Annotated in this window: 22 protein-coding genes and 1 pseudogene; 8 read left to right on the top strand and 15 right to left on the bottom strand. The window is 67.9% G+C overall.

Translation table 11 applies throughout. From position 1 onward, the window contains the following. Nucleotides 1–53: 53 nt before the first annotated feature. From M6D93_RS15865 to glpX, 3 genes and pseudogenes are all read right to left on the bottom strand, one after another. Nucleotides 54–1,472: a class II fumarate hydratase gene (locus tag M6D93_RS15865; RefSeq protein ID WP_347343675.1), complete on the bottom strand. Its 1,419-nt coding sequence runs from the start codon at nucleotides 1,470–1,472 to the stop codon at nucleotides 54–56. 353 nt (nucleotides 1,473–1,825) lie between these two features. Continuing rightward, a pseudogene (locus M6D93_RS19555) lies at nucleotides 1,826–2,185 on the bottom strand (YbjQ family protein); the annotation flags it as partial. 34 nt (nucleotides 2,186–2,219) lie between these two features. Beyond that, on the bottom strand, nucleotides 2,220–3,269 hold the full coding sequence (gene glpX, locus M6D93_RS15855; protein WP_249770605.1) for a class II fructose-bisphosphatase: 1,050 nt from the start codon (nucleotides 3,267–3,269) through the stop codon (nucleotides 2,220–2,222). A gap of 359 nt (nucleotides 3,270–3,628) precedes the next feature. Here glpX and M6D93_RS15850 point away from each other — a divergent pair, with 359 nt between their 5' ends. From M6D93_RS15850 to M6D93_RS15835, 4 genes are all read left to right on the top strand, one after another. Continuing rightward, nucleotides 3,629–4,255: a hypothetical protein gene (locus tag M6D93_RS15850; protein ID WP_249770603.1), complete on the top strand. Its 627-nt coding sequence runs from the start codon at nucleotides 3,629–3,631 to the stop codon at nucleotides 4,253–4,255. 47 nt (nucleotides 4,256–4,302) lie between these two features. Continuing rightward, nucleotides 4,303–4,497, top strand: coding sequence for a hypothetical protein (locus M6D93_RS15845; RefSeq protein WP_249770601.1), 195 nt, complete (start codon nucleotides 4,303–4,305; stop codon nucleotides 4,495–4,497). Between the two features lie 127 nt (nucleotides 4,498–4,624). Further along, nucleotides 4,625–5,608 carry a DMT family transporter gene (locus M6D93_RS15840; RefSeq protein ID WP_249770599.1) on the top strand — a complete coding sequence of 328 codons (984 nt, stop codon included), beginning with the start codon at nucleotides 4,625–4,627 and terminating at the stop codon, nucleotides 5,606–5,608. A 14-nt stretch (nucleotides 5,609–5,622) separates the two neighbouring features. Continuing rightward, nucleotides 5,623–6,183 carry a DUF4245 domain-containing protein gene (locus M6D93_RS15835; RefSeq protein ID WP_249770597.1) on the top strand — a complete coding sequence of 187 codons (561 nt, stop codon included), beginning with the start codon at nucleotides 5,623–5,625 and terminating at the stop codon, nucleotides 6,181–6,183. Between the two features lie 97 nt (nucleotides 6,184–6,280). Here M6D93_RS15835 and M6D93_RS15830 read toward each other — a convergent pair whose 3' ends face one another. The 3 genes from M6D93_RS15830 to M6D93_RS15820 are packed head-to-tail and all read right to left on the bottom strand — an operon-like array spanning nucleotide 6,281 to nucleotide 8,581. Then, complete coding sequence (locus M6D93_RS15830; protein ID WP_347343674.1) at nucleotides 6,281–6,475, bottom strand: exodeoxyribonuclease VII small subunit; 195 nt, start codon at nucleotides 6,473–6,475, stop codon at nucleotides 6,281–6,283. Between the two features lie 43 nt (nucleotides 6,476–6,518). Beyond that, on the bottom strand, nucleotides 6,519–7,733 hold the full coding sequence (gene xseA / locus M6D93_RS15825) for an exodeoxyribonuclease VII large subunit (RefSeq protein WP_249770593.1): 1,215 nt from the start codon (nucleotides 7,731–7,733) through the stop codon (nucleotides 6,519–6,521). After that, the gene (locus M6D93_RS15820; RefSeq protein ID WP_249770591.1) at nucleotides 7,730–8,581 is read right to left on the bottom strand and encodes a hypothetical protein; all 852 of its coding nucleotides are present in this window, start codon (nucleotides 8,579–8,581) and stop codon (nucleotides 7,730–7,732) included. Before M6D93_RS15820 ends, xseA begins: the two co-directional genes overlap by 4 nt. Before the next feature lie 68 nt (nucleotides 8,582–8,649). Between M6D93_RS15820 and M6D93_RS15815 the strand changes: the two genes are divergently transcribed. Beyond that, complete coding sequence (locus M6D93_RS15815) at nucleotides 8,650–9,648, top strand: 4-hydroxy-3-methylbut-2-enyl diphosphate reductase (RefSeq protein WP_249770589.1); 999 nt, start codon at nucleotides 8,650–8,652, stop codon at nucleotides 9,646–9,648. A 10-nt stretch (nucleotides 9,649–9,658) separates the two neighbouring features. Here M6D93_RS15815 and M6D93_RS15810 read toward each other — a convergent pair whose 3' ends face one another. The 5 genes from M6D93_RS15810 to M6D93_RS15790 form a co-directional block, all read right to left on the bottom strand. Further along, nucleotides 9,659–10,297: a DUF6542 domain-containing protein gene (locus M6D93_RS15810; RefSeq protein WP_249770587.1), complete on the bottom strand. Its 639-nt coding sequence runs from the start codon at nucleotides 10,295–10,297 to the stop codon at nucleotides 9,659–9,661. A gap of 52 nt (nucleotides 10,298–10,349) precedes the next feature. Beyond that, nucleotides 10,350–11,450, bottom strand: a complete 1,101-nt coding sequence (locus M6D93_RS15805) for a DNA recombination protein RmuC (protein ID WP_249770585.1) — start codon at nucleotides 11,448–11,450, stop codon at nucleotides 10,350–10,352. A 99-nt stretch (nucleotides 11,451–11,549) separates the two neighbouring features. Beyond that, entirely contained in the window at nucleotides 11,550–12,197 is a 648-nt protein-coding gene (locus M6D93_RS15800) for a TetR/AcrR family transcriptional regulator (RefSeq protein WP_249770583.1), read from the bottom strand. Beyond that, nucleotides 12,194–12,934, bottom strand: coding sequence for an ABC transporter permease (locus M6D93_RS15795; RefSeq protein ID WP_249770581.1), 741 nt, complete (start codon nucleotides 12,932–12,934; stop codon nucleotides 12,194–12,196). Before M6D93_RS15795 ends, M6D93_RS15800 begins: the two co-directional genes overlap by 4 nt. Next, nucleotides 12,931–13,677 carry an ABC transporter ATP-binding protein gene (locus tag M6D93_RS15790; protein ID WP_249770579.1) on the bottom strand — a complete coding sequence of 249 codons (747 nt, stop codon included), beginning with the start codon at nucleotides 13,675–13,677 and terminating at the stop codon, nucleotides 12,931–12,933. Before M6D93_RS15790 ends, M6D93_RS15795 begins: the two co-directional genes overlap by 4 nt. 132 nt (nucleotides 13,678–13,809) lie before the next feature. Here M6D93_RS15790 and ychF point away from each other — a divergent pair, with 132 nt between their 5' ends. Next, nucleotides 13,810–14,883 (top strand): redox-regulated ATPase YchF, encoded by a 1,074-nt coding sequence (gene ychF, locus M6D93_RS15785; RefSeq protein ID WP_249770577.1) that lies wholly within the window; start codon nucleotides 13,810–13,812, stop codon nucleotides 14,881–14,883. Between the two features lie 118 nt (nucleotides 14,884–15,001). Here ychF and M6D93_RS15780 read toward each other — a convergent pair whose 3' ends face one another. Next, nucleotides 15,002–16,480: an MFS transporter gene (locus tag M6D93_RS15780; protein WP_249770575.1), complete on the bottom strand. Its 1,479-nt coding sequence runs from the start codon at nucleotides 16,478–16,480 to the stop codon at nucleotides 15,002–15,004. A 100-nt stretch (nucleotides 16,481–16,580) separates the two neighbouring features. On the opposite strand from M6D93_RS15780, the gene M6D93_RS15775 reads away from it, so the two are divergent. After that, nucleotides 16,581–17,471, top strand: a complete 891-nt coding sequence (locus M6D93_RS15775; RefSeq protein ID WP_249770573.1) for a helix-turn-helix transcriptional regulator — start codon at nucleotides 16,581–16,583, stop codon at nucleotides 17,469–17,471. Nucleotides 17,472–17,569: 98 nt separating this feature from the next. Next, the gene (locus M6D93_RS15770) at nucleotides 17,570–18,406 is read left to right on the top strand and encodes an SDR family oxidoreductase (protein ID WP_347343673.1); all 837 of its coding nucleotides are present in this window, start codon (nucleotides 17,570–17,572) and stop codon (nucleotides 18,404–18,406) included. Nucleotides 18,407–18,478: 72 nt separating this feature from the next. Here M6D93_RS15770 and M6D93_RS15765 read toward each other — a convergent pair whose 3' ends face one another. The 3 genes from M6D93_RS15765 to M6D93_RS15755 all read right to left on the bottom strand — a co-directional run bounded on the left by M6D93_RS15765 (nucleotide 18,479) and on the right by M6D93_RS15755 (nucleotide 20,501). After that, nucleotides 18,479–19,048, bottom strand: a complete 570-nt coding sequence (locus M6D93_RS15765; protein WP_249770569.1) for a TIGR03086 family metal-binding protein — start codon at nucleotides 19,046–19,048, stop codon at nucleotides 18,479–18,481. Then, nucleotides 19,045–19,377 (bottom strand): ArsR/SmtB family transcription factor, encoded by a 333-nt coding sequence (locus M6D93_RS15760; RefSeq protein WP_249770567.1) that lies wholly within the window; start codon nucleotides 19,375–19,377, stop codon nucleotides 19,045–19,047. The genes M6D93_RS15765 and M6D93_RS15760 overlap by 4 nt, the downstream gene beginning before the upstream one ends. Before the next feature lie 125 nt (nucleotides 19,378–19,502). Then, entirely contained in the window at nucleotides 19,503–20,501 is a 999-nt protein-coding gene (locus M6D93_RS15755; protein WP_249774220.1) for a LacI family DNA-binding transcriptional regulator, read from the bottom strand. Between the last annotated feature and the right edge of the window lie 126 nt (nucleotides 20,502–20,627).

Genomic DNA, 20,627 nt, shown 5'->3' with positions numbered 1-20,627 from the left:
CGGCCGGCAACGAGGGCAACCTCAACGGCCGCCGGCCGGCAACAAGGGCAACCTCAACGGGGGTGGGTCATTGACAGCACGTCGAGGACCTCGTCCAGCTTGTCCTCGGTGATCGCGCCGGACTCGACGTGGCCACGCTCGATCACGACCTGCCGGATCGTCTTGCGCTCGGCCAGGGCCTGCTTGGCGATCTTGGCCGCCTCGTCGTATCCCACGTAGTGATTCAGCGGGGTCACGATGGAGGGCGAGGACTCGGCGTACTCACGGCACCGTTCGACGTTGGCTTGCAAACCGGACACGCACCGGTCGGCGAACACGCGGGACACGTTGCCGATCAGGCGGACCGATTCCAGGACGTTGCGCGCGATCACCGGCAGCATCACGTTGAGCTCGAAGTTGCCCGCCGCGCCACCCCACGCCACGGCGGCATCGTTGCCGATGACCTGCGCCACGACCTGGCAGACCGCCTCGCACAGCACCGGATTGACCTTGCCCGGCATGATCGACGATCCCGGCTGGAGATCGGGCAGGAACAGTTCGGTGAGGCCGGTGCGGGGGCCCGAACCCATCCACCGAATGTCGTTGGCGATCTTGTTCAGACTGACGGCGATCGTGCGCAGCGCACCGGACAACTCGACGAGCCCGTCGCGCGCCCCCTGCGCCTCGAAGTGGTCGCGAGCCTCGGTGAAGGGCAGGCCGGTCTCCGCGGCGATGAGCGCGATGACCTCACCGGCGAAACCGGCCGGGGCGTTGATTCCGGTGCCGACCGCCGTGCCGCCCAGCGGTAGTTCGGCCACGCGCGGCAGGGTGCTCTGCAGTCGTTCCACGCCGTAGCGCACCGCCGCGGCATAACCGGAGAACTCCTGGCCGAGGGTCACCGGGGTCGCGTCCATCAGGTGCGTACGGCCCGACTTGACGACGGTAGCGAATTCGGACGACTTGGCCTCCAGCGCCGCGGCCAGGTGTTGCAGGGCGGGGACCAGGTCCACGACCACGGCCTTGGTCGCCGCGACGTGAATGGCCGAGGGGAACTGGTCGTTGGACGACAGCGGGTCGTTGACGTCGTCGTTTGGATGAACCGAGACCGCTTCGCCGGCCGCGGCGGAGAGCCGGTCGGCTGCCAACGAGGCGAGCACCTCGTTGGTGTTCATGTTCGAGGACGTGCCCGAGCCGGTCTGGAAGACGTCGATCGGGAACTGCTCGTCCCACTCGCCGCGAGCGACCTCGACCGCCGCGGCAGCGATGGCCTCGGCCTTCCCCGGATCGAGCAGGCCGCGCTGAGCGCGCACCCGGGCGCCGGCGCCCTTAATCAGCGCCAAACCCGCGATCAACTCGCGCTCGATCGGTTGCCCCGAGATCGGGAAGTTCTCCACGGCGCGCTGGGTCTGGGCGCGCCACTTGGCGGCGGCCGGCACCCGGACCTCACCCATCGAGTCCTTCTCGACCCGGAACGCTGACTGGTCAACCGACATGATTTTCAAGCTCTCCTTGATCAGCGAGCGGCGGCTCGGCTGTTCGGCGTGCGTTTGCATTTCGACCCAGGCGGCAGCCCGGCAAACAGCCAGCCTAGCCAGCACCCACCGTGGAGAACCCCATCCTGTGGCGATCCTTACGGCACGTCCGGACGCCGTTACGACTGCGGCGAGTACCCCTGCGGCTCGGCGGGCTGGCCCTGCGACTGGGTGGGCAAGCCCTGCGGCTGGCCCGGGTATCCCTGGGGCTGACCGGGGTAACCGCCGGGCTGAGCCGGATACGCCCCCGGCGCGCCCCCGACGGCGGGTTCGGACGACTGCGGGCTCGCGGGCGCGGCATTGTGGGCGGGACGGCCGTACCCGAGCTGGATGGCCGTCTGCTTGGCTTCCTCGGTGACCGGAATGGCCACGACCGCGGTCCCGTAGGCGCAGATCTCGCTCCAGTTGCCGCCGAGTTCTGTGGTGTCGAAGCGCATAGCCACCAGGGCGTTGCCACCGCGGGCCTGCGCCTCGGCGAACAGCCGGCCCATCGCTTCGTTGCGTGACTCGATGACCTGCTTGGTCATTCCCTGCAGCTCGCCGCCGACCAAGGACTTGAATCCGGCGCCGAGCTGGGAGCCGATGTTGCGGGAGCGGACGGTCACCCCGAAGACCTCGCCGCAGACGCGCTGGATCTCCCAGCCGGGGATGTCGTTTGACGTGACACAGAGCATTTCGTTCTCCTGCGGGTCGGGACGGCGGTGCCGATCAGTTGCGATCGAAGTCGATCGAAGAATAAGCGCGCAACTTCGACAGCTGGTGCAACGAATCGACTTGCCGAATCGTCCCCGACTTCGAGCGCATCACGATCGAGGACGTCGCCACGGCGCCGCGGTCGTAGCGGACTCCTCGCACGAGCTCGCCGTCGGTGATGCCGGTAGCGCAGAAGAACACGTCTTCGCCGCGGACGAGGTCGCTGGTGTGCAGCACCCGATCCAGGTCGTGACCGGCGTCGAGGGCCTTGGTTTGCTCGGACTCGTCTCGTGGCCACAGCTTGGCCTGGATGGAGCCGCCCATGCAGGCGATCGCCGCTGCGGCGATGATCCCCTCCGGGGTGCCGCCGATACCGAGGAGCAGGTCGACCCCGGTGCCGGGCCGAGCGGCCATGATCGCGCCGGCCACGTCGCCGTCGGAGATGAATTTGATGCGCGCTCCGGCGTCGCGGACCGCGCGCACAAGGTCCGCGTGGCGGGGTCGGTCAAGCACCACGACGGTGACATCGGAGGGACGTCCGCCCTTCGCCTTGGCCACGCGAGCGATGTTGGTGGCAACCGGGGCGTTGATGTCGATGACGTTGGCCGCCTCGGGGCCGGTCGCGATCTTCTCCATGTAGAACACCGCCGACGGGTCGAACATGGAACCGCGCTCGGCGACCGCGATCACCGCGATCGCGTTGGGCATTCCCTTGGCCATCAGCGTGGTTCCGTCGATCGGGTCGACCGCGACGTCGCATTCGGGGCCGGTGCCGTTGCCGACGTGTTCGCCGTTGAACAGCATCGGCGCCTGGTCCTTCTCGCCTTCGCCGATCACCACGACGCCCCGCATCGAGACGGTGCCGATGAGGGTTCGCATCGCGTCGACGGCCGCCCCGTCGCCGTCGTTCTTCTCACCCCGACCGACCCATCGAGCGGCGGCCATGGCCGCGGCTTCCGTCACGCGCACGAGTTCGAGGGCGAGGTTGCGGTCCGGCGCTTCTCGCGATACAGCCAGCTCCGGCGGAACCTGGCCTGCGCTGTCGGGTGCGTCGGACTCGGTCATGGTGGTCCCTTCGTCGCGGCGGCTGCTGAAGCAAACCCTAGCCGCCTCGGGTTTCGACGACGCTTCGCTCCCGATTGCCCTGCTGCTGTAAAGGGTTTCGGCCACGGGTCGGCATCCGTTCACCCTGTCTACTGGACGGTTAAGGGCCAAAGACGGAGCTTGAGGCGACGCATGTCGGCATTTCTCGAAATTGTGGCCCGGATCACATTCACTTCATAAGGATCGGCTGGGTCCCAACAAGTCGCAACAAGTCGCAGCGAGTTGTAAGAAGTCGCAACGTGTGGCGCCGCCCGTCGCGTCCACCTGTTGTGCGCCCGACCTGGAATCCATGGCCATCGCGGAAGCGGTGGGCCGCGCCGGTGCTCGTCGCGTTGCTGGCCTGCGGATGTGGCTCGGCGCCCGTGCCGAACCGGGGCTCCGGCGCAGCCGGTCTGACCACGTGCGGCGACGTCCCCAGGTCATCCGGCCGGTCCTCGGCGACCCTCACGCTGACCGCGTCCACGCCCGGCTCGGGCGCAGCGGGCACTGCGATGGCCATCTCGGCGACGCTGTCCAGCAGCACCACGGGCGGAGCCTTGGTGAGCGGACCCTCCAGCACCGACGTGCTGCTGATCCGCGATGGCCACGTCGTCGGCCGGGACGACAGCCCCCGGCCGGAGCTGGCGGCGTTGATTCCGTTGCGCGCCGGCCACAGCCAGCGAATCGGCTGGCTGCCCGAAACTGTGTTGCTGTCCGGATGTCCCGCGGCTGGAAAGCGAAGCCGCCTGCCCGCCGGCCAGTACGAGCTGGTGGTGTCGCTGCGCTACACCGTCCTGCCCTCGGACATGGCGACTGCTCCGGGCCCCGCGGGTGCTGATTCTGCGGCCGCCGGCGCTGCCGCGGGGAGCGCGACGGGCGGCCCGGGTGCCGGCCAGACCTCTTCCGCGCCGGGCGTGCCGGACGGTGGCGAGATCGTCAGCGACCCGGTCGTGGTGATCGTCCGGTAGCGCAAGCAGCGATCTTTGAGCGGTTCGGCACGCCCTGGATCGCGACGATGATCACCGTCGTCGTCCTGGCGATGTGGGCGGTCTCGGCGGTCTCGGCGGTCTCGGCGGTCCGGGCGGCGGTCCTTTCGTTGGAGAATGCCGCCTCCACCGCGAAACTCACGCGCGTGAGGTCTCGACCGGACGATAGAGTGCGCGCCATGTCCTCGCGCACCGGCACCGTGCTGCCGCCCCCGGTCAGCTGATCCGGGGCACCCGCAGTCGGCCTTGAACGCCGTTGCCCAGATCGCGTTCGATCGAGGGGACGGCTCGCGATCGATGCTGCCCCGGCTTTCGCCTCCACCGTCGGTTCCAGCACGAAAGCGCGTGAGCATGTCATCAACCATCGATCGTCTTCGGGCCCGTGAAGGGCTGATCGCAGTAAGCCTCGGAGCCGTCCTCTGGGGCACCAACGGCTTTCTCGTCCGCAAGGTCGCCGACCACAGCCACCTGTCGGCCATCTCCATCGGGTGGTACCGCCTCGTCTTCTCCTCGGCCGTTCTCCTGCTCGTGGCGGGGCGCCCCAGCCTGCGAGCGTGGCGCCGCGCCTCGGCCGGACAACGCCTCGCGCTGCTGGTTTCCGGAGCGCTGCTGGGCCTGTACCAGGCGCTGTACTTCGCCGCGATCGGCAATGTCGGGGTGAGTGTGTCGACGCTGGTCAGCCTCGGTGTCGCCCCGGTCAGCATCACGGCGTGGCAGTCGCTGCGCCGGCGACACAGTCCGGGTGCGCGGTCCCTCGTGGTGCTGGCTCTGGCTCTGTTGGGCCTGGCCCTGATCTCGCTGACGTCTTCGGGTCATGGCCCAGCCCACGCAACGCCCTGGCTGGGGATCGTCGAGTCGGTCGGCTCTGGCTTGGGCTACGCCGGCTCCACCCTGGTCAGCCAGCGATTGCATTCCGTCGCCGGCCCCCTGGCGCTCACGACGGTAGCCAGTGTCGTCGGCGCGCTCGTGCTCACACCGTTCGCCGTGCTCACCGGCCTGGCCTTCACGGCAGACGCCGGCACGGTGGCCTCGCTGGCCTACATGGGAGTGGTGGCCACGGCGCTGGCCTACGGTCTGTTCTTCCACGGTTTGCGGACCACGCCGTCGGAGGTGGCCTCGGTCCTGACGTTGCTGGAACCGCTGGCCGCGACCGTGCTGGCCGTGGCGTTGATCGGAGAACGGCTTGTCTGGACGGGCTGGCTCGGCGGTGCCCTGATGATGGTGGCCATCGCCGTGCTCTATCTGGCGCCGACCGGAAGGGCCGGGGATTCCACTCAGGGCAGTGGCGAGAAGGGCCTGAGACCGGAGGCACCTGCCACCGCGATCGCCGAATAGGTCACCATGGACGGGTGACCCGCCCGTTGACCTCGGCTGAACGCCAGCGCCTGCGTACCCCCGCCAACCTGGGGAGGTCCCTGTTTCCGCTCGTGGCGCTCGTCGGGTTTCTGGTGCTGGTGACCTGGCCCCACGGCAGTCACAGCGACGGAGTGCGGGTGGTCGACGTCAACGCCGCCATCACCTCCGCAGACACGCAGGCCGGGTTCGCGGTCCTGCCTCCGAAGGGGCTGCCAACCCGCTGGCGGCCGACCTCGACCCAGTTCGTCCCCCCGGCGAACTCGGTGGGGGCCAGCTTCCACATCGGCTGGGTCTCGCCCTCGGACAAGTACGCCGAGTTACTGCAGGGCAACGACGCCGCTGACGTGGTCGCCGCGCAGTACGGGCCGCTGACCGTGTCCACGCCACCGAGCGTGGCGGTCCCCGGACAGTCAGGCCGCAGCTCGGCCTGGCAGAACTTCACCCGGCAGGACGGACGGCAGCTGTTGCGAGCGGTGATGGGCAAGGTGACGGTGATCGTGACCGGTTCCGCCCCGCAGCCCGAGCTGGTTCAACTCGCCGGCTCCGTCACCTGAGCGTTGAGGTTGCCCTCGTTGCGTCACCTGAGCGTTGAGGTTGCCCTCGTTGCGTCACCTGAGCGTTGAGGTTGCCCTCGTTGCGTCCACGATCGGCCTAGTCGTCGGGAGCGTCAGAGGTGGCGATCGCCGCCTCCAGGCGGGTGCGCGCTCCGTCCAGCCAACGCTGGCAGACGGTGGCCAACTGCTCGCCACGCTGCCACAGCAACAACGACTCCTCCAGCGGTTGGCCGCCCGACTCCAGCTTCGCCACGATCTCTCGCAACTCGGCGCGCGCCTGCTCGTAGCTCATATCGTCGACGGAATCCTCAGGCTGCGTACTCACCGCCGCCACTCTAGCCAGCCTCCGGGTCGGCCCCGACGACGACACTGAACTCGCCGTCGGCCACCCGGACCCGCAGCGGCTCCCCGTCGAAGGTGTCTGCGGCATCACGGACCAGCGCGCCCTCCGAGTCCCACACCACCGCGTAGCCGCGGTCGAGCACGGCCTGAGGTGACAGGCTGATGACCCGAGCCAAAAGCTGAGCCGTCTCGGCGTGGGCGAGCTGCAGCTGGGTGTCAAGACGACTGCGGATGCGGCCGCGAGCCCGCTCGATTTCCTGCGCACCGGTGGTGATCTGACCGCGTACGGCGCGGTGCAGACGTTCGGGCAGGCCGGCGATCAGCTGATTCTCATGATCCAGCCGACGGTGGATGGCCTGCCGGAGCCGGTGCCGCGCCTCGTGGATTCGCCCGTCCTCCTCGGCCAGATCGGGCACGATGCGCTTGGCCGCGTCGGTCGGCGTAGACGCGGCGAGGTCGGCGACCAGGTCCAGCAACGGCTGATCGGCCTCATGACCGATCGCCGACACGACCGGGGTGCGGCAGGCGACGACCGCCCGCAGCAGCGCTTCGTTGGAGAACGGCAGCAGATCCTCGACACTGCCGCCGCCGCGCGCGATCACGATCACCTGGACGTCGGGACGGGCATCGAGCCGCTTGAGCGCATCAATCACCTCGTTCACCGCGTTCGTTCCTTGAGTGGCGGCGTTTTCGATCTCGAACCGCGCCCCGGGTAAGCGGCGCCGAACGTTTTCCACCACGTCCTTCTCGGCGGCGCTGGCCCGGCCGGTGATCAGGCCGATGGTCTGCGGGAGGAAGGGCAGACGCCGCTTGCGTTCGGCGGCGAACAGCCCTTCGGAGGCCAGCAGCTGGCGCAGCCGTTCGATTCGGGCGAGCAATTCGCCGATTCCGACCTGACGGATCTCGGTGGCCCGCAGACTCAAACTGCCGCGCTCGGCGTAGAAATCGGGGCGGGCTCGCAACACGACCCGCGCGCCCTCGCGCAACGGTTCGGTGAGCACGGTGCGGTTGCAGGTGACCTGCATCGAGATGTTGGCGTCGCTGTCGCGCAAGGTCAGGAAGTAGGTCGCGACGCCGGGTCGCTGTGTGAACTGAGCGACCTGACCCTCGACCCAGACTTCGCCCAGCCGGCCGATCCATTCGGCCAGTGCCTGGCTGATCCGACGCAGCGGTAGCGGCGATTCCGGGGACGATTCGAGCTTGCTCACCGCTGGTCGTTCGGCTCCTCGCTGGCCCGGGCCAAGTCCGCGACGAGATCTTCAGCAAGTTCGTCGGCGAGCCGGTGGGTGAGAGCGCGAGGGGCCGGGGACGATCCGGACGTCTTGCGGGGCGCGGCCTTCTTCACGGCTGCTGTTTTAGCGCCCACCTTTGCAGCCACCTTCTTCGCAGCCGCCGTCTTCGGAGTCACGGTCTTCAGCGCCGGACGTTTTGCTGCCTTCTTCGCCGCTGGAGCACTCGCCGCCGGGGCCTTGGCCGCCGGGGTTTTGGCCGCCGGGGTCTTGGCGGCGGGAATTTTGGCGGCGGGAATTTTGGCGGCCGGGGTTTTGGCGGCCGGGGTGCTGACCGTCGGCTTCTTGGCCGCGGCCCTTTTTACCGCTGGCGCCTTCGCCGCGGGAGCCTTATCGGCCGGGGCGTCCTCGACAGGCACCGCGGAGCTGCCGACCGCGCCCCATCGGCCTTCCTCCTCGTCGGCCTCGGCATAACCGATGTTCTCGTAGTCGATCGTGTCGAAGGCCGCTCGCAACGGCGCGCTCGCGGAGTCATTCGATGCAGCCGATGACGCAACCGCCGCGCCGGTGCCGTCCTCGTCGAAGGTCGCCCATGACGGCGGTTCGTCGGAGGTTCCGCGCAATTGGTGCAGGACCTCCTCACCCTTGGCAGCGAGAACGGCGAGGCGCTGCTGGACTTTCATCGACGCCTGCATCGCGGTCGACACGGCGACCATCGGTACGCCGCTCACCGCCGCGGGCAGCGTCTCGGGCAGCTTGCGTAGCTCGTCGGCGGCGGTGGCCGCGAGGCCGAGGGCGACTTTGAGGGGCATCGGGACGTCGGGCATGTCCACAGCCTGCCGCACGGGAGGGCGTGACGCGAGGTCGGGCCGGTCCGGATACGTACGATGGGCTCATGTCTGACACCACTGCCACGGACGTGACCGGCCGGACGGAGCCCATCAAGCGGGTGCTGCTGGCCAAACCGCGCGGGTATTGCGCGGGCGTCGACCGGGCCGTTCAGACCGTCGAGCATGCTCTGGATCACTACGGTGCGCCGGTCTACGTCCGCAAGCAGATCGTGCACAACCTGCACGTCGTGCGGTCGCTGGAGGCGCGCGGCGCGGTCTTCGTCGAGGAAACCGACGAGGTGCCGATGGGATCGATCGTGGTGTTCTCCGCGCACGGAGTCGCCCCTGAGGTGCACGCTGAAGCCGCGGCCCGCAACCTCAAGGCCATCGATGCCACCTGTCCGCTCGTGACCAAGGTTCACAACGAAGCTCGGCGTTTCGCCGCAGAGGATTACGACATCGTGCTGATCGGTCATGAGGGCCACGAGGAGGTGGTCGGGACGACCGGTGAGGCGCCTGATCACATCAAGCTCGTGGACGGACCGGCCGACGCCGCGAAGGTCCAGGTGCGCGATCCGGACAAGGTCGTCTGGCTGTCCCAGACCACGTTGTCAGTCGACGAGACGATGCAGACGGTGGAGGCGTTGCGGCAGCGGTACCCGAACCTGCAGTCGCCGCCCAGCGACGACATCTGCTACGCCACCCAGAATCGGCAGGCCGCCGTCAAGGCGATCGCCGCGCAGGTGGACCTCTTCCTGGTGGTGGGCTCGGCGAACTCGTCGAACTCGGTCCGGATGGTCGAGGTGGCCAGGACCGCCGGCGCACGCGCCGCCTACCTCGTCGACAACGCTGCGGCGATCGACGAGGAGTGGCTCACCGGCGTCGGCACGGTCGGGCTGTCCTCCGGGGCCTCGGTTCCTGAGGTCCTGGTGTCCGAGGTGGCTAGCTGGCTGGCCGAGCGGGGATACGGCGACCTGCAGGAGGTCAATCACACCGAGGAACGCCTGACCTTCGCGTTGCCGCAGGAGTTGCGTCGGGATCTGCGCTTGTCGGCGAAGGCCTGATCCTTCTCGCTCAGCGTCGGGCGAGCATTCGTATCCCGGCGATGAGCAGCACGATCGCAGTGGCGGCAGCGATGGCCGGGAAGCCGTAAACCAGCCAGTTAGAGGCGGCGTCGATCAGCGCGCCACGGCTCTTGAGACCGTTCGAACTGATGTAGAGCTTGGCCGCGGAGGCGATGAAGTACACGAGCGGGGGAGCGATCACGACGGGGAACATCTGACCCCGGCGCACGATGAGGATCGCGATCAACGAGGCGACGATCAGGGCCCAGTTGAAGGCCCCTTGAATGGACGCGCCGCTGATCTGGTCAATGAGGCCGCCGATGCCGGCGATGACGATGAGGACGAGGACCGCCGCCCAGCCGGGTACCCCGCGATCGGTCGATCGACCCGGTCCGCCGCCCTGCTGGCCTTGCTTGCCTTGCTGGCCTTCGCGGCGCGGATCGCCGAGGCGACCGGCGCGGTCTGGCGAAGGCTCCGATTCCGGCCTGGCCGGATGACCGGTCTGTGGGTGGACGCTGTCGTAGCCGGTGCCCGGCGCGGCGCGGCGCTGGGCGACGGTCGGCTCGGACCAGTCACCGTTTCGCGGGGTAGCCGACGAGCGGTAACGCGCGTACTTGTCGTATTCCGACGCACTGGACGTTCCGGACACCTAGGCGGCTCCGTTCTCGGGGGGCACGGTCGTACGGTACCCGCCGCGCCTGCTACTCCGAGCTGACAGCCCGGGTGGTTGCCAGTATCTGCTCAGGTGCCGGCAGGCCACCATGGGCGCTGGAATCGACGACGGACAGATCGTCGAATCGGCGAGCGGTGACCAGAACCCGGCTCTCGAAGGCGCCAACTGTGGAGTTGAACGCGGTCACCGCCGAGGACAGCGAGCGGCCCACCTTGTCGAGGTGGCCGCTCATCGTGGACAGCCGTTGGTGCAGCTCCCGGCCGAGCTTGCTCACCTCGGCGGTGTTGCGCGCCAGCGCCTCCTGCCGCCAGCTGTAGCCGATGGTGCGTAGTAACGCCACCAGGGTGCTCGGCGTCGCGATGACGACGTTGCGCGCCAGCGCGTGCTCCAAGAGGGTCGGGTCCTGCCTGAGAGCGGCGTCGAGGAATGCCTCAGCCGGCACGAAGCAGACCACGAACTCCGGGGTCGACTCGAAAGCGTCCCAGTACGTCTTGTCGGCCAGGCCGTCAACGTGGGCACGCAGCTGCCGTGCGTGCGCGCGAAGCCGGTCGGTGCGGCGCGCCTCGGTCGTGGCCTCCATCGCTTCGAGATATCCGGAGAAAGCCACCTTGGCGTCGATGACGATCTCGCGCCCGCCGACGAGTGTCACGACCAGATCCGGCCGGACAGTGCCGTCGGGGCCGGCGACGGTCACCTGCGTGCGGTAGTCGACGTGTTCGACCATGCCGGCAGCCTCGACCGCACGTTCCAGCTGCAGCTCACCCCACCGGCCGCGGACCTGCGGCGCACGCAGCGCGGTCACCAGCTGGCTCGTCTCGGTACGCAGGCCTTCCGTCGTCACCCGCATGGCCGCCAGATGTTCGTCCAGAGCGGCCTGGGCGCTCAACCGATCGCGTTCGGACAGCCGCAGCTGAGCCTGCACGGCGTCGAGGCTGCTCTGCAGCGGTCCGACCATCGCGGCGATCGCGTGTTGTCGTTGGGCCAGGTCATGAGCCGACCCGCCGCGCGCCGCGTCCACCTGGGCGCGAGCCAAGGCCGACAAGGCCGCGCGCCCCCGGGTGTAGAGATGCCCGATGAGAGCGCCGGCGGCGAGCCCGACAACCAGACAGAGGAGTGCGACGGAAACCATGAAACGAGGATGACTCACGCCTCTGACATTTCCGGGACCGGCGCGAGGCCGGGCTCAGTGGCGCCGCCCGCAGGGCTCAATGGCGCCGCCAGCCGCCACTCATTCTTCCGCCGCCGGCGTGATGAGTCGTTGCAGCGCCGGACCGTAGCGGGCCGCCACGTCCTCGACCGGGGCGTTTGCCAGGGGCGTGATCGCCAGCACGTACCGCAGCGAGGCGAGCCCCACGATCTGGGCGACGACGAGTTCGGCGCGCAGTTCGCGGTCCTCGCCGGTCATCACGCCGGTGAGCCCGGTGAGCACGACGCCCCGCATCATCTGCACGACCGGCGGATCCTGCTCGGCGGTCGCCATGGACGTCCGCAGCAACGCGCTGAAGACGCTGCGATGGGGGTCCCACGCGGTCAGAAAGGTCCTGATGATCCGGCTGCCCAACCCGGCCGGCCCCTGCTCGAACGCTTCACGCACCAGGTCCACGGGGTTGACCGGCAACGCCATCGAGGCGACCAACAGGCCGGCCTTGTCCCCGAAATAATGTCGGATCAGGCTTGCGTCGACACCTGCCCGGGCGGCGATCGCCCGGACGGACGTGCCGTTGAATCCGTTGGCGGCGAAGAGGACCCGCGCGGAGTTGATGAGGTGGTCGCGCGTGTCCTCGGATCCGGTGTTGCGGGGCCGTCCTCTCGAACGGCCGCTCGGGGCAGCCCCGCGAGCCTGGCCGGCCCCGCGAGCCTGGGCTGAGTCGCTCACGCCGTTCGGCGGCGCAGGGTCAGCGACGCCAGACCCAGGGCCACGGCCAGGCACCCGAGCAGCACCACCAGATCCCGCCACATCGGGCCATTCAACCCCACCTGCGTCCCGGCTCGGGTGAAGGCGTCGGTGGCGTAGGTCAGCGGCAGGACGTCGGAGAGCCATCGCAGCGCGGTCGCCATGTTCTGGCGCGGATTGAGCAGTCCGCACAACAGCAATTGCGGCAACACCACAGCAGGCATGAATTGGACGGCCTGGAACTCGGTGGTAGCGAACGCGGAGAACAGCAGGCCCAAGGCGGTGCCGAGCACCGCGTCGAGTACGGCGAAGACAACTACGACCCACACGCTGCGCACGGACAGTTCGAGCAGTCCCAAGGACACCGTGACGGTGACCGCGGACTGGATCGCCGCGGCCAGGCCGAAGGCCAGTGCGTAGCCGGCGATCAGTTCACCGCGCCGCAGGAGAGTGGTCAGCAGGCGCTCGAGCGTGCCGGAGGTTCGCTCGCGCACCATCGTCACCGACGTGATCAGGAACATGATGATGAACGGAAAGATCCCCAGTAACTGCGGGCCGATCCGCTCGAAGACGACGTCCGCGCCGCTGTAGACGTACTTGAACAGGGCTAGCAATATCGCGGGTACGACGATGAGCAGGCCGACGCTGCGGCGGTCGTGGCCCAGCTGGCGCAGGACTCGCGATGCGGTGGCCCCGGTGCGCCGGAAGGTGTCGTTCATGCCGGAATCTCCTTGCCGGAAGGGGCGTCGGTGGCCTCGGCCAGGGCGAGGAAGGCCGACTCGAGATCGTCGGTACCTGTACGGGCGAGCAGCCGGCGTGGGCTGTCCTGGGCGATCAGGCGGCCCTGTCGGAGCAGCAGCACCTCGTCGCAGCGGCCCGCCTCGTCCATGACGTGACTGGACACCAGCAGTGTCCGTCCCGCTGAGGCCAGCGAGCGGAAGAGCTGCCACAGGTCGCGGCGAAGTACCGGATCCAGGCCGACCGTCGGCTCGTCGAGCAGCAGCAATTCAGGTTCGGCCAGCAAGGCCGCGGCCAAGGAGACCCGAGTGCGCTGTCCTCCCGACAGGGTCCCGGTGAGGGCGTCGGCCTGGTCGCGCAGCCCTACCTGGTCGAGGTAGCGCCCGATCCCACTGGGGACAACACCGGCCATCGCGGCGAAGTATCGGAGGTTCTCGGTGACGGTGAGGTCGGGGTAGACCGAGCTGGCCTGCGTGACGTAGGCGACCCGCCGGCGTAGTGATGGCACGCCCGCCGGACGGCCGAGAACGTCGATGTGGCCGGCCCGGATGATCTGGACACCGGCGATCGCACGAATCAGCGTGGTCTTCCCGCAACCGCTCGGTCCGAGGAGCCCGGTGATCTGTCCCGGCGCCATAGTCAGGTCGAGATCGTCGAGAACGATGTGCCCACCGCGAACCACGGTCAGGCCGCTCACGACCACCGCGTGGTCATAATTCATCATGTGTTGAATATTGCGCTTCGATCGTGCCCGTCGTCAAGGGGGAATTCCGCGCGCGGACGGCAGCGGCCCCGCCAGCTCAGACGGCGGCGGGACGGTCAGCGCCTGCTCGGGACCCCAGTAGACTGGCGCCTCGTGGCTCTCACTATCGGCATCGTCGGCCTGCCCAACGTCGGCAAGTCCACCCTGTTCAACGCGTTGACCCGCAACGATGTGCTCGCGGCGAACTACCCGTTCGCGACCATCGAGCCCAACGTCGGGGTCGTCGGGGTGCCCGATCCGCGGCTGACCGTGCTGGCCGGGATCTTCAGCTCGGCGAAGGTGGTCCCCGCCACCGTGAGCTTCGTCGACATCGCCGGCATCGTCCGCGGCGCGTCGGAGGGGCAGGGGCTGGGCAACAAGTTCCTGGCCAACATCCGCGAAGCCGACGCGATCTGTCAGGTGATCCGAGCCTTCACCGATCCCGATGTCGTTCACGTCGACGGAAAGGTGTCGCCGGCCGACGACATCGAAACGATCAACACCGAGCTGATCCTGGCCGACCTCGACACCGTGGAGAAGGCGCTGCCGCGGTTGCAGAAGGAAGCCCGTATTCAGAAGGACAAAGTGTCCGTCGTGGCTGCGGTCGAGGCAGCGCAGAAGGTGCTGGAAGAGGGTCGTACGGTCTTTGCCGCCGGCCTTGACCCCGAGCCGCTCCGGGAACTGCATCTCATGACGGCCAAGCCGTTCCTCTACGTTTTCAACGTCGACCCGGGTGAGCTGGCCAACGCCGATTTCATCACCTCGCTGCGCGATCTCGTGGCGCCGGCCGACGCGGTTTTCCTCGACGCCAAAACAGAATCCGAGCTGGTCGAGCTCGAACCGGAGGAGGCGTTGGAGCTGCTGCAGTCCATGGGCGTCGAGGAGTCCGGTCTCGATCAGCTCGCCCACCTCGGCTTCGACACTCTGGGACTGCAGACCTACCTGACCGCCGGGCCGAAGGAGGCGCGCGCGTGGACGATTCGGCGTGGCGCGACCGCTCCGCAGGCGGCGGGCGTCATCCACACCGACTTCGAACGCGGGTTCATCAAGGCCGAAGTGGTCTCCTATGCCGACCTCGTCGATGCCGGGTCGATGGCTGAGGCGAAGTCGCGGGGCCGGGTGCGGATCGAAGGCAAGGACTACGTCATGGCCGATGGGGACGTCGTCGAGTTCCGCTTCAACGTCTGACGCGGCTGGGACTCGACTTCTACGCGCTGTGGCGGGAGGACTAGTCGAGTTCCGCTTCAACGTCTGACGCGGTTGGGACTCGAGTTCTACGCGCTCGCTGCTCCTGCTGGTTGAGGTGTCACTTGTTCGCGGCCGTCGCCAGAGCGGGTCCGTCGGTGGGGATGGGCTGTGTCCTGTCGAGGGATGTGAGCCCAGGCCGCCGCACCGACACCCCGGGCACCACGACGAGCGCGACGGTGACGATCAGACACAGTGCCAGCAGGACTGACCCGGCGCTGAGTGCGGTGTCCACGCGTGCGGTCAAGACTGCTGCGGCGGAGGTGAGGTGGCTGCCCGAGTTGGCTGACGTAGTGACCAGAACGCCGAGGCCGAGTGCCATTCCTAGCTGATGAAAAGTGTTGACGAGACCGGACGCGGCTCCAGCGTCGTCGGCGTCCACGCCGGAGATTCCTGCCGAGGTCATCGGCGCGAACGCCAGGCCCTGACCTGCGCCGATGAACAGCATGGGGGCCGCCACCGCGCTCCAGTACGAGCTGGTGACGCCGACCTGGGCCAGCCACCACATGCCGATCAACGTGGCCGCAACGCCCGTGGCCAAGGGGATGCCTAGGCCGAGCCGGGCGGTGAGGCGCGGGATCGCCATGGCGACGGCGAAGTTGACAACCGTCATCGGGAAGAAGGCAACGCCGGCCCGGAACGCGCTGAACCCGAGGACGCCTTGGAGGTACTGCGTGCCGAAATAGAAGAATCCGATCATCGCCGCGAGGTAGAGGAATCGGCCGAGATAGGCCCCAACGCGCTCACGGCTCACGAACAAGCGCAGCGGCATGATCGGCTGCGCAGCGCCACGTTCGAAGTGCGCCAGAGCAACGACCAGACCCAGGCCGACAGCAAGCGATGCCAGCGTGGTCGGGGACGTCCAGGAGGCGTCGGCCGCGTGGATGATGCCGTAGACGATGGCCCCGACACCGACGGTCGCGCAGATTGCGCCGGTGAGATCGAAGCGACCCCGCTTGGTCGTTGTCTCTGGCAAGTACCGAGGCGCCAGCACGATCATGGCAATGCCGATCGGGACGTTTAGAAAGAACCCGGCTCGCCACGACACCCAGTCCGCAAGCGCTCCACCGACGACAAGGCCGAGGCTGGAGCCGATACCTGCGGTCGCGCCGTAGAGAGCAACTGCTCTGGCGCGCGCGGGTCCGGCGGGAAAGCTGGCCGTGAGCAACGACAGTGACGACGGTGCGACGATTGCCGCGCCGATGCCTTGCAAACCCCTCGCAGCGATCAACGACCAGCCCGCCGGAGACAGTCCGACGAGCAGCGAGGCCACGGCGAAGACGGCCAGGCCGACGATGAACACGCGCCGACGTCCCAGCAGGTCACCGGCCCGAGCGCCCAGCAGCAAAAGGCCGCCGAAGACGAGGGTGTAGGCGTCCTGGACCCAGGCCAGGCCGGTATCGGAGTAGTGCATCGCCGAATGGATCCTCGGCAGGGCGGTGAAGATGATCGAGTTGTCCAGCAGGATCATGAAATAGCTGACCAAGATGATCACCAGGACGGCGCGGGTGTGGAGTCGGGCTGGTGCCGTTGAGCTCATGGATTCAGTGAAGAGGGTCGCGAGAGCGCCAGGGAGTGTCTGGTCTTCCAGGTAATAGCGGTACCTCCCACGCCCCCGGTCACGCGCCTACCGTGGTGGCATGGACAACCGAGTCGAGGTGCGCGAATTCCTCAGCTCCCGACGCGCCCGCATTACCCCTGACCAGGCGGGATTGCCCGCCTACGGCGGCAATCGGCGCGTCAAGGGACTGCGTCGCGAGGAGGTCGCGCTGCTTGCAGGCGTGAGCATCGACTACTACGTCCGCATGGAGCGAGGCAACCTCGCCGGCGCGTCCGACTCAGTGATCGAAGGAGTCGCCGACGCGTTGCAGCTCGACGAGGCCGAGCGTGAGCATCTGTTCGCGCTGGCCCATGCGGCTGGGCCTCAGAGCAGCCGGCGTCAACGTCCGGCGCCCACGTCGGTCAGGCCGGTGATTCAGCAGGTGCTCGACGCGATCACCGAAGCTCCGGCCTGGGTGCGCAACGCTCGTCACGACATCCTCGCCATGAACCAGCTGGCGCAAGCCCTGTACTCGCCCGTCCTGGCCTCGCCCGTCGCCGGAGCCAGCAACAGGCGTCCAGCCAACACCACCCGGTTCATGTATCTGGACCCTGCTGCGCGGGACTTCTTCATCGACTATGACCGCATGGCCACCGACGCGGCAGCGATGCTGCGCCTCGAGGCCGGCCGCAACCCGTACGACAAGGAGCTGATCACGCTCGTCGGCGAGCTGTCGACACAGAGCGAGCTGTTTCGTCAGCACTGGGCCTCGCACAACGTCAAATTCCACCGCAGTGGCCGTAAGCGTCTCAGGCATCCCGCGGTGGGCGAACTCGATCTGAACTTCGAAGGCTTAGAGCTTGGCTCCGAGCCCGAGCTGCGCCTCAACGTCTACACCGCCGACCCGAACACTCCCGCCGCCGACGGCCTGAAGCTGCTCGCGACGTGGGCGGCCACCGCGAAATTGGCCGGAGAACTCGCCAGATACTGATCGGCGCCCAGCAGTACTGACCCGAGCCTAGGTGGCGCTTGACCGAGAACATGAGCTGGCCGAAGTGCCCTCAGCGAGATGAGAAAGGCATAACCGTGATCAGCACAGTGTGGTTCATCACCGGAGCCGGTCGAGGCCTCGGGATCGACATCGCTCAGTCGGCGCTTGCCGCGGGACATGCGGTTGTGGCCACCGGGCGTGACGCCGCCCGGGTCGAGGAGGCGGTCGGGACCCACGACAAGCTGCTCGCGGTCACCCTTGACATCACCGACCCGTCGGCTGCCGAACACGCGGCGCAGACCGCCCTTGATCGGTTCGGGCGTATCGACGTGCTCGTGAACAACGCCGGCAACTTCTACGCGGGCTACTTCGAGACCATCAGCCCCGAACAGTTTCGGGCTCAGATGGAGACCAACTTCTTCGGCCCACTCAACGTAACTCGCGCCGTGTTGCCGATCATGCGTGGGCAACGAAGTGGGCAGGTCATCACGGTGACCAGCACCGCCGGCCTGATCGGTCAGGAATTCTGCGCCGCCTACGCCGCCTCGAAATTCGCCCTCGAAGGCTGGCTCGAGTCACTGCGTTTCGACGTCGAACCGTTCGGAATCAAGACGATGGCCGTGGAACCCGGGTTCTTCCGTACCGAACTGCTCGTCGAAGGCAGCTCCACAATCTGGCCGGCGCTGGACATCGATGACTACGCCGATCGCACCGCCACCACGATCACCGCGTGGAAGAGCATGAACGGGCAGCAGGGGGGCGATCCGAGAAAGCTGGCTCAGGCGCTGGTACAGATCTCGGATTCGGATGACCTGCCGCTCCGCTTCGTCGCCGGCGCGGATGCGATGGCCGCCGAGGAGCGAAATCTTTCCACCATCCGATCCCAGATCGAGGCCCACCGCGCCCTGTCGGCCTCACTCGCCTACGACGCCTAGCCACGCGACGCACTCGATCCCGGTCGTGCGCCGGCCCTCCCGGCACCGCAGAGGCCGCTGGGACGCGCGAGGTCATTGCCTGCCGCGTAGCGGGTCTCGGCCGATGAAGGCGAGCAGGCGGGTCTGTGCGTCGGCATCGTCGGGCACCGTGACCCGGGCTCCGTACTGGCCCGAGGATCGCATCAGGTCCTCGATGGGAACCATCTGCGCGAGGAGGTCTTCGCAGGTCTGCGGGTCCAGCCGTTCGTCCTGCGCGGTTGCGCGGGCAAGGTCCCACGTGTGCATGAAAACGTCGGTTGTGTAGAACCGATCGACCGCGTCCGGCAGCGGCATCTGGCCCACCATCGGGTGACGAAAGGCTGTCCCTGCCTGTGGCCCGTCGAGCAGTCGCTGTACCGCGTCGGTGTGCACCTGCCAGGCCGCGACCGGGTCGTGCTCCGCAGACGGGCCGCGATCGAGCGTCAGACCGGTCGCTGTCTTCAGGAAGTCCGGGAACCACTCGACCAGGTGGGCGACCACGTCGCGGGCGCGCCATCCTGCCACCGGCGCGGGGGCATCCCAGTCGGAGGCGTTTCGCACGCGGGCCGTGAAAGCAGCGGCCACCACGCGATGACGCTCGGCCGGGTCCGTAGGGACGGTCATGCCTCGGTTCCTTCGCTCAGCTCGGCCAGCACGGCATCGAGCCGTAGGTAACGAGCCTCAGCCCGCTCCCGGTACCGCTCGATCCACTTCGTCATCAGGTCGAACACCTCCGCCTCCAGGTGTACCGGGCTGCGGTGCCCCTCCCGGCCGCGGCTCACCAGACCGGCCTCCTCCAGCACCTTCAGATGCTTGGAGATGGCCTGCACGCTCACCGGGTACGGCGCCGCCAACAGCCCGACCGTGGCGTCGCCGTCGGACAGTCGCGTCACCAAGTCCCGTCGGGTCGGATCGGCGAGCGCCGCGAATGCCCGCGACAACGAGTCGGTCATCGGTGCCTCCCCAGAATCTCAACTGCTTGGTTGAGAACCTAGGCGGTCATCGCACGAAGCACAACCGCCTGAACGGGGACGTCCAACCCTTCTCGCCGGGACGATGGCCCAGGCTCGGGTGCGCACTACGGGCAGCCGCAGGAATTGCGGATGATCAGGCTCGCCGGCAACCGGTCGATGCTGTACGGCAGGGTCGTGTCCTCCAGGCGCGCCCGCAGCAGGCTGACCGCTCGCAGTCCGATTCGGGGCCAATCCTGCGCGATGGCCGTGATCGGCGATGTCATCAGTTCGGCCCAGTCGAAATCGTCGAACCCGCAGAACGCGACGTCATCAGGAACGCTCAGCCGGTTGGTCCGCAGCCACCTCAGCGTGCCGACAGACATCTCGTTGTTCCCCGCGATGATCGCAGTGGGTGGATCCTCGGTGGCCAGCATTCGCGCGGCGGCCTGTTCCCCTTGTTCGACCGAGGATCCGCCGTCCCCCACGAGAGTGGGGTCGAAAGCGATCCCGTTACGTTGCAGGCCGGTCTGATAGCCGAGCAGCCGCTCATGAGTGGTGCTCAGTCCGGGTAGTCCGGAGACCAGGCCAATGCGCAGCTTCCCGTGCGTTTGGGCCAGGTGATCGACCAGGCTGGCGGTCGGTTCGATGTTGTCGGTTCCCACCTGATCCAGCTTCGCGGCCGGATAGATCCGGTCGAGGAGCACCGTCGGAGTCTTGGCCGCCTCGAGCATGGGAAGCGTTCGCTCAGCCGATCGCGGCCCCGGGGCGAGCACGATGCCATCGACTCGACGCTCGAGCAGGCTCGTCACCAATCGGTATTCTCGCTCCTCGTCCTCGCCGGTCTCGCCCAGCAGGAGCGTCGAACCGAAGTCGGCCACGGCGGAGTCGATAGCCGACACGACCGCGCCGAAGTATGGATTCGTCCACGCCGAAACGCCGACTCCGATCGACTGCGACCGTCCCCCGCGAGCGACCGCGCGCGCCAGATGGTTGTGCCGATAGCCGAGCTGTTCGATCACCGCCCGCACCCGGGTTTCCGTGGCGGGGTCGACGAAGCGCGTCCCGTTCAGAACGTGGGAAACGGTCGAGATCGAAACCTGTGCAGCCATCGCGACGTCACGCATTGTTGTCACGGGTCACGATCCCCCTTGTAACCAGATTGTTACTCCCCGGCACAATCTACACCGCGAAAGCCCTTGCGCAAGGGCTTCGATGGCGCCTAGCGTTCTCCCATCGCAACCGGCGCAACA

Origin of the sequence: Jatrophihabitans telluris (assembly GCF_023516435.1) — a bacterium.
GTDB lineage: Bacteria > Actinomycetota > Actinomycetes > Mycobacteriales > Jatrophihabitantaceae > Jatrophihabitans_A > Jatrophihabitans_A telluris.
The sequence above is the reverse complement of the archived record's forward strand: the minus strand, read 5'-3'. Positions and strand labels throughout refer to the sequence as shown.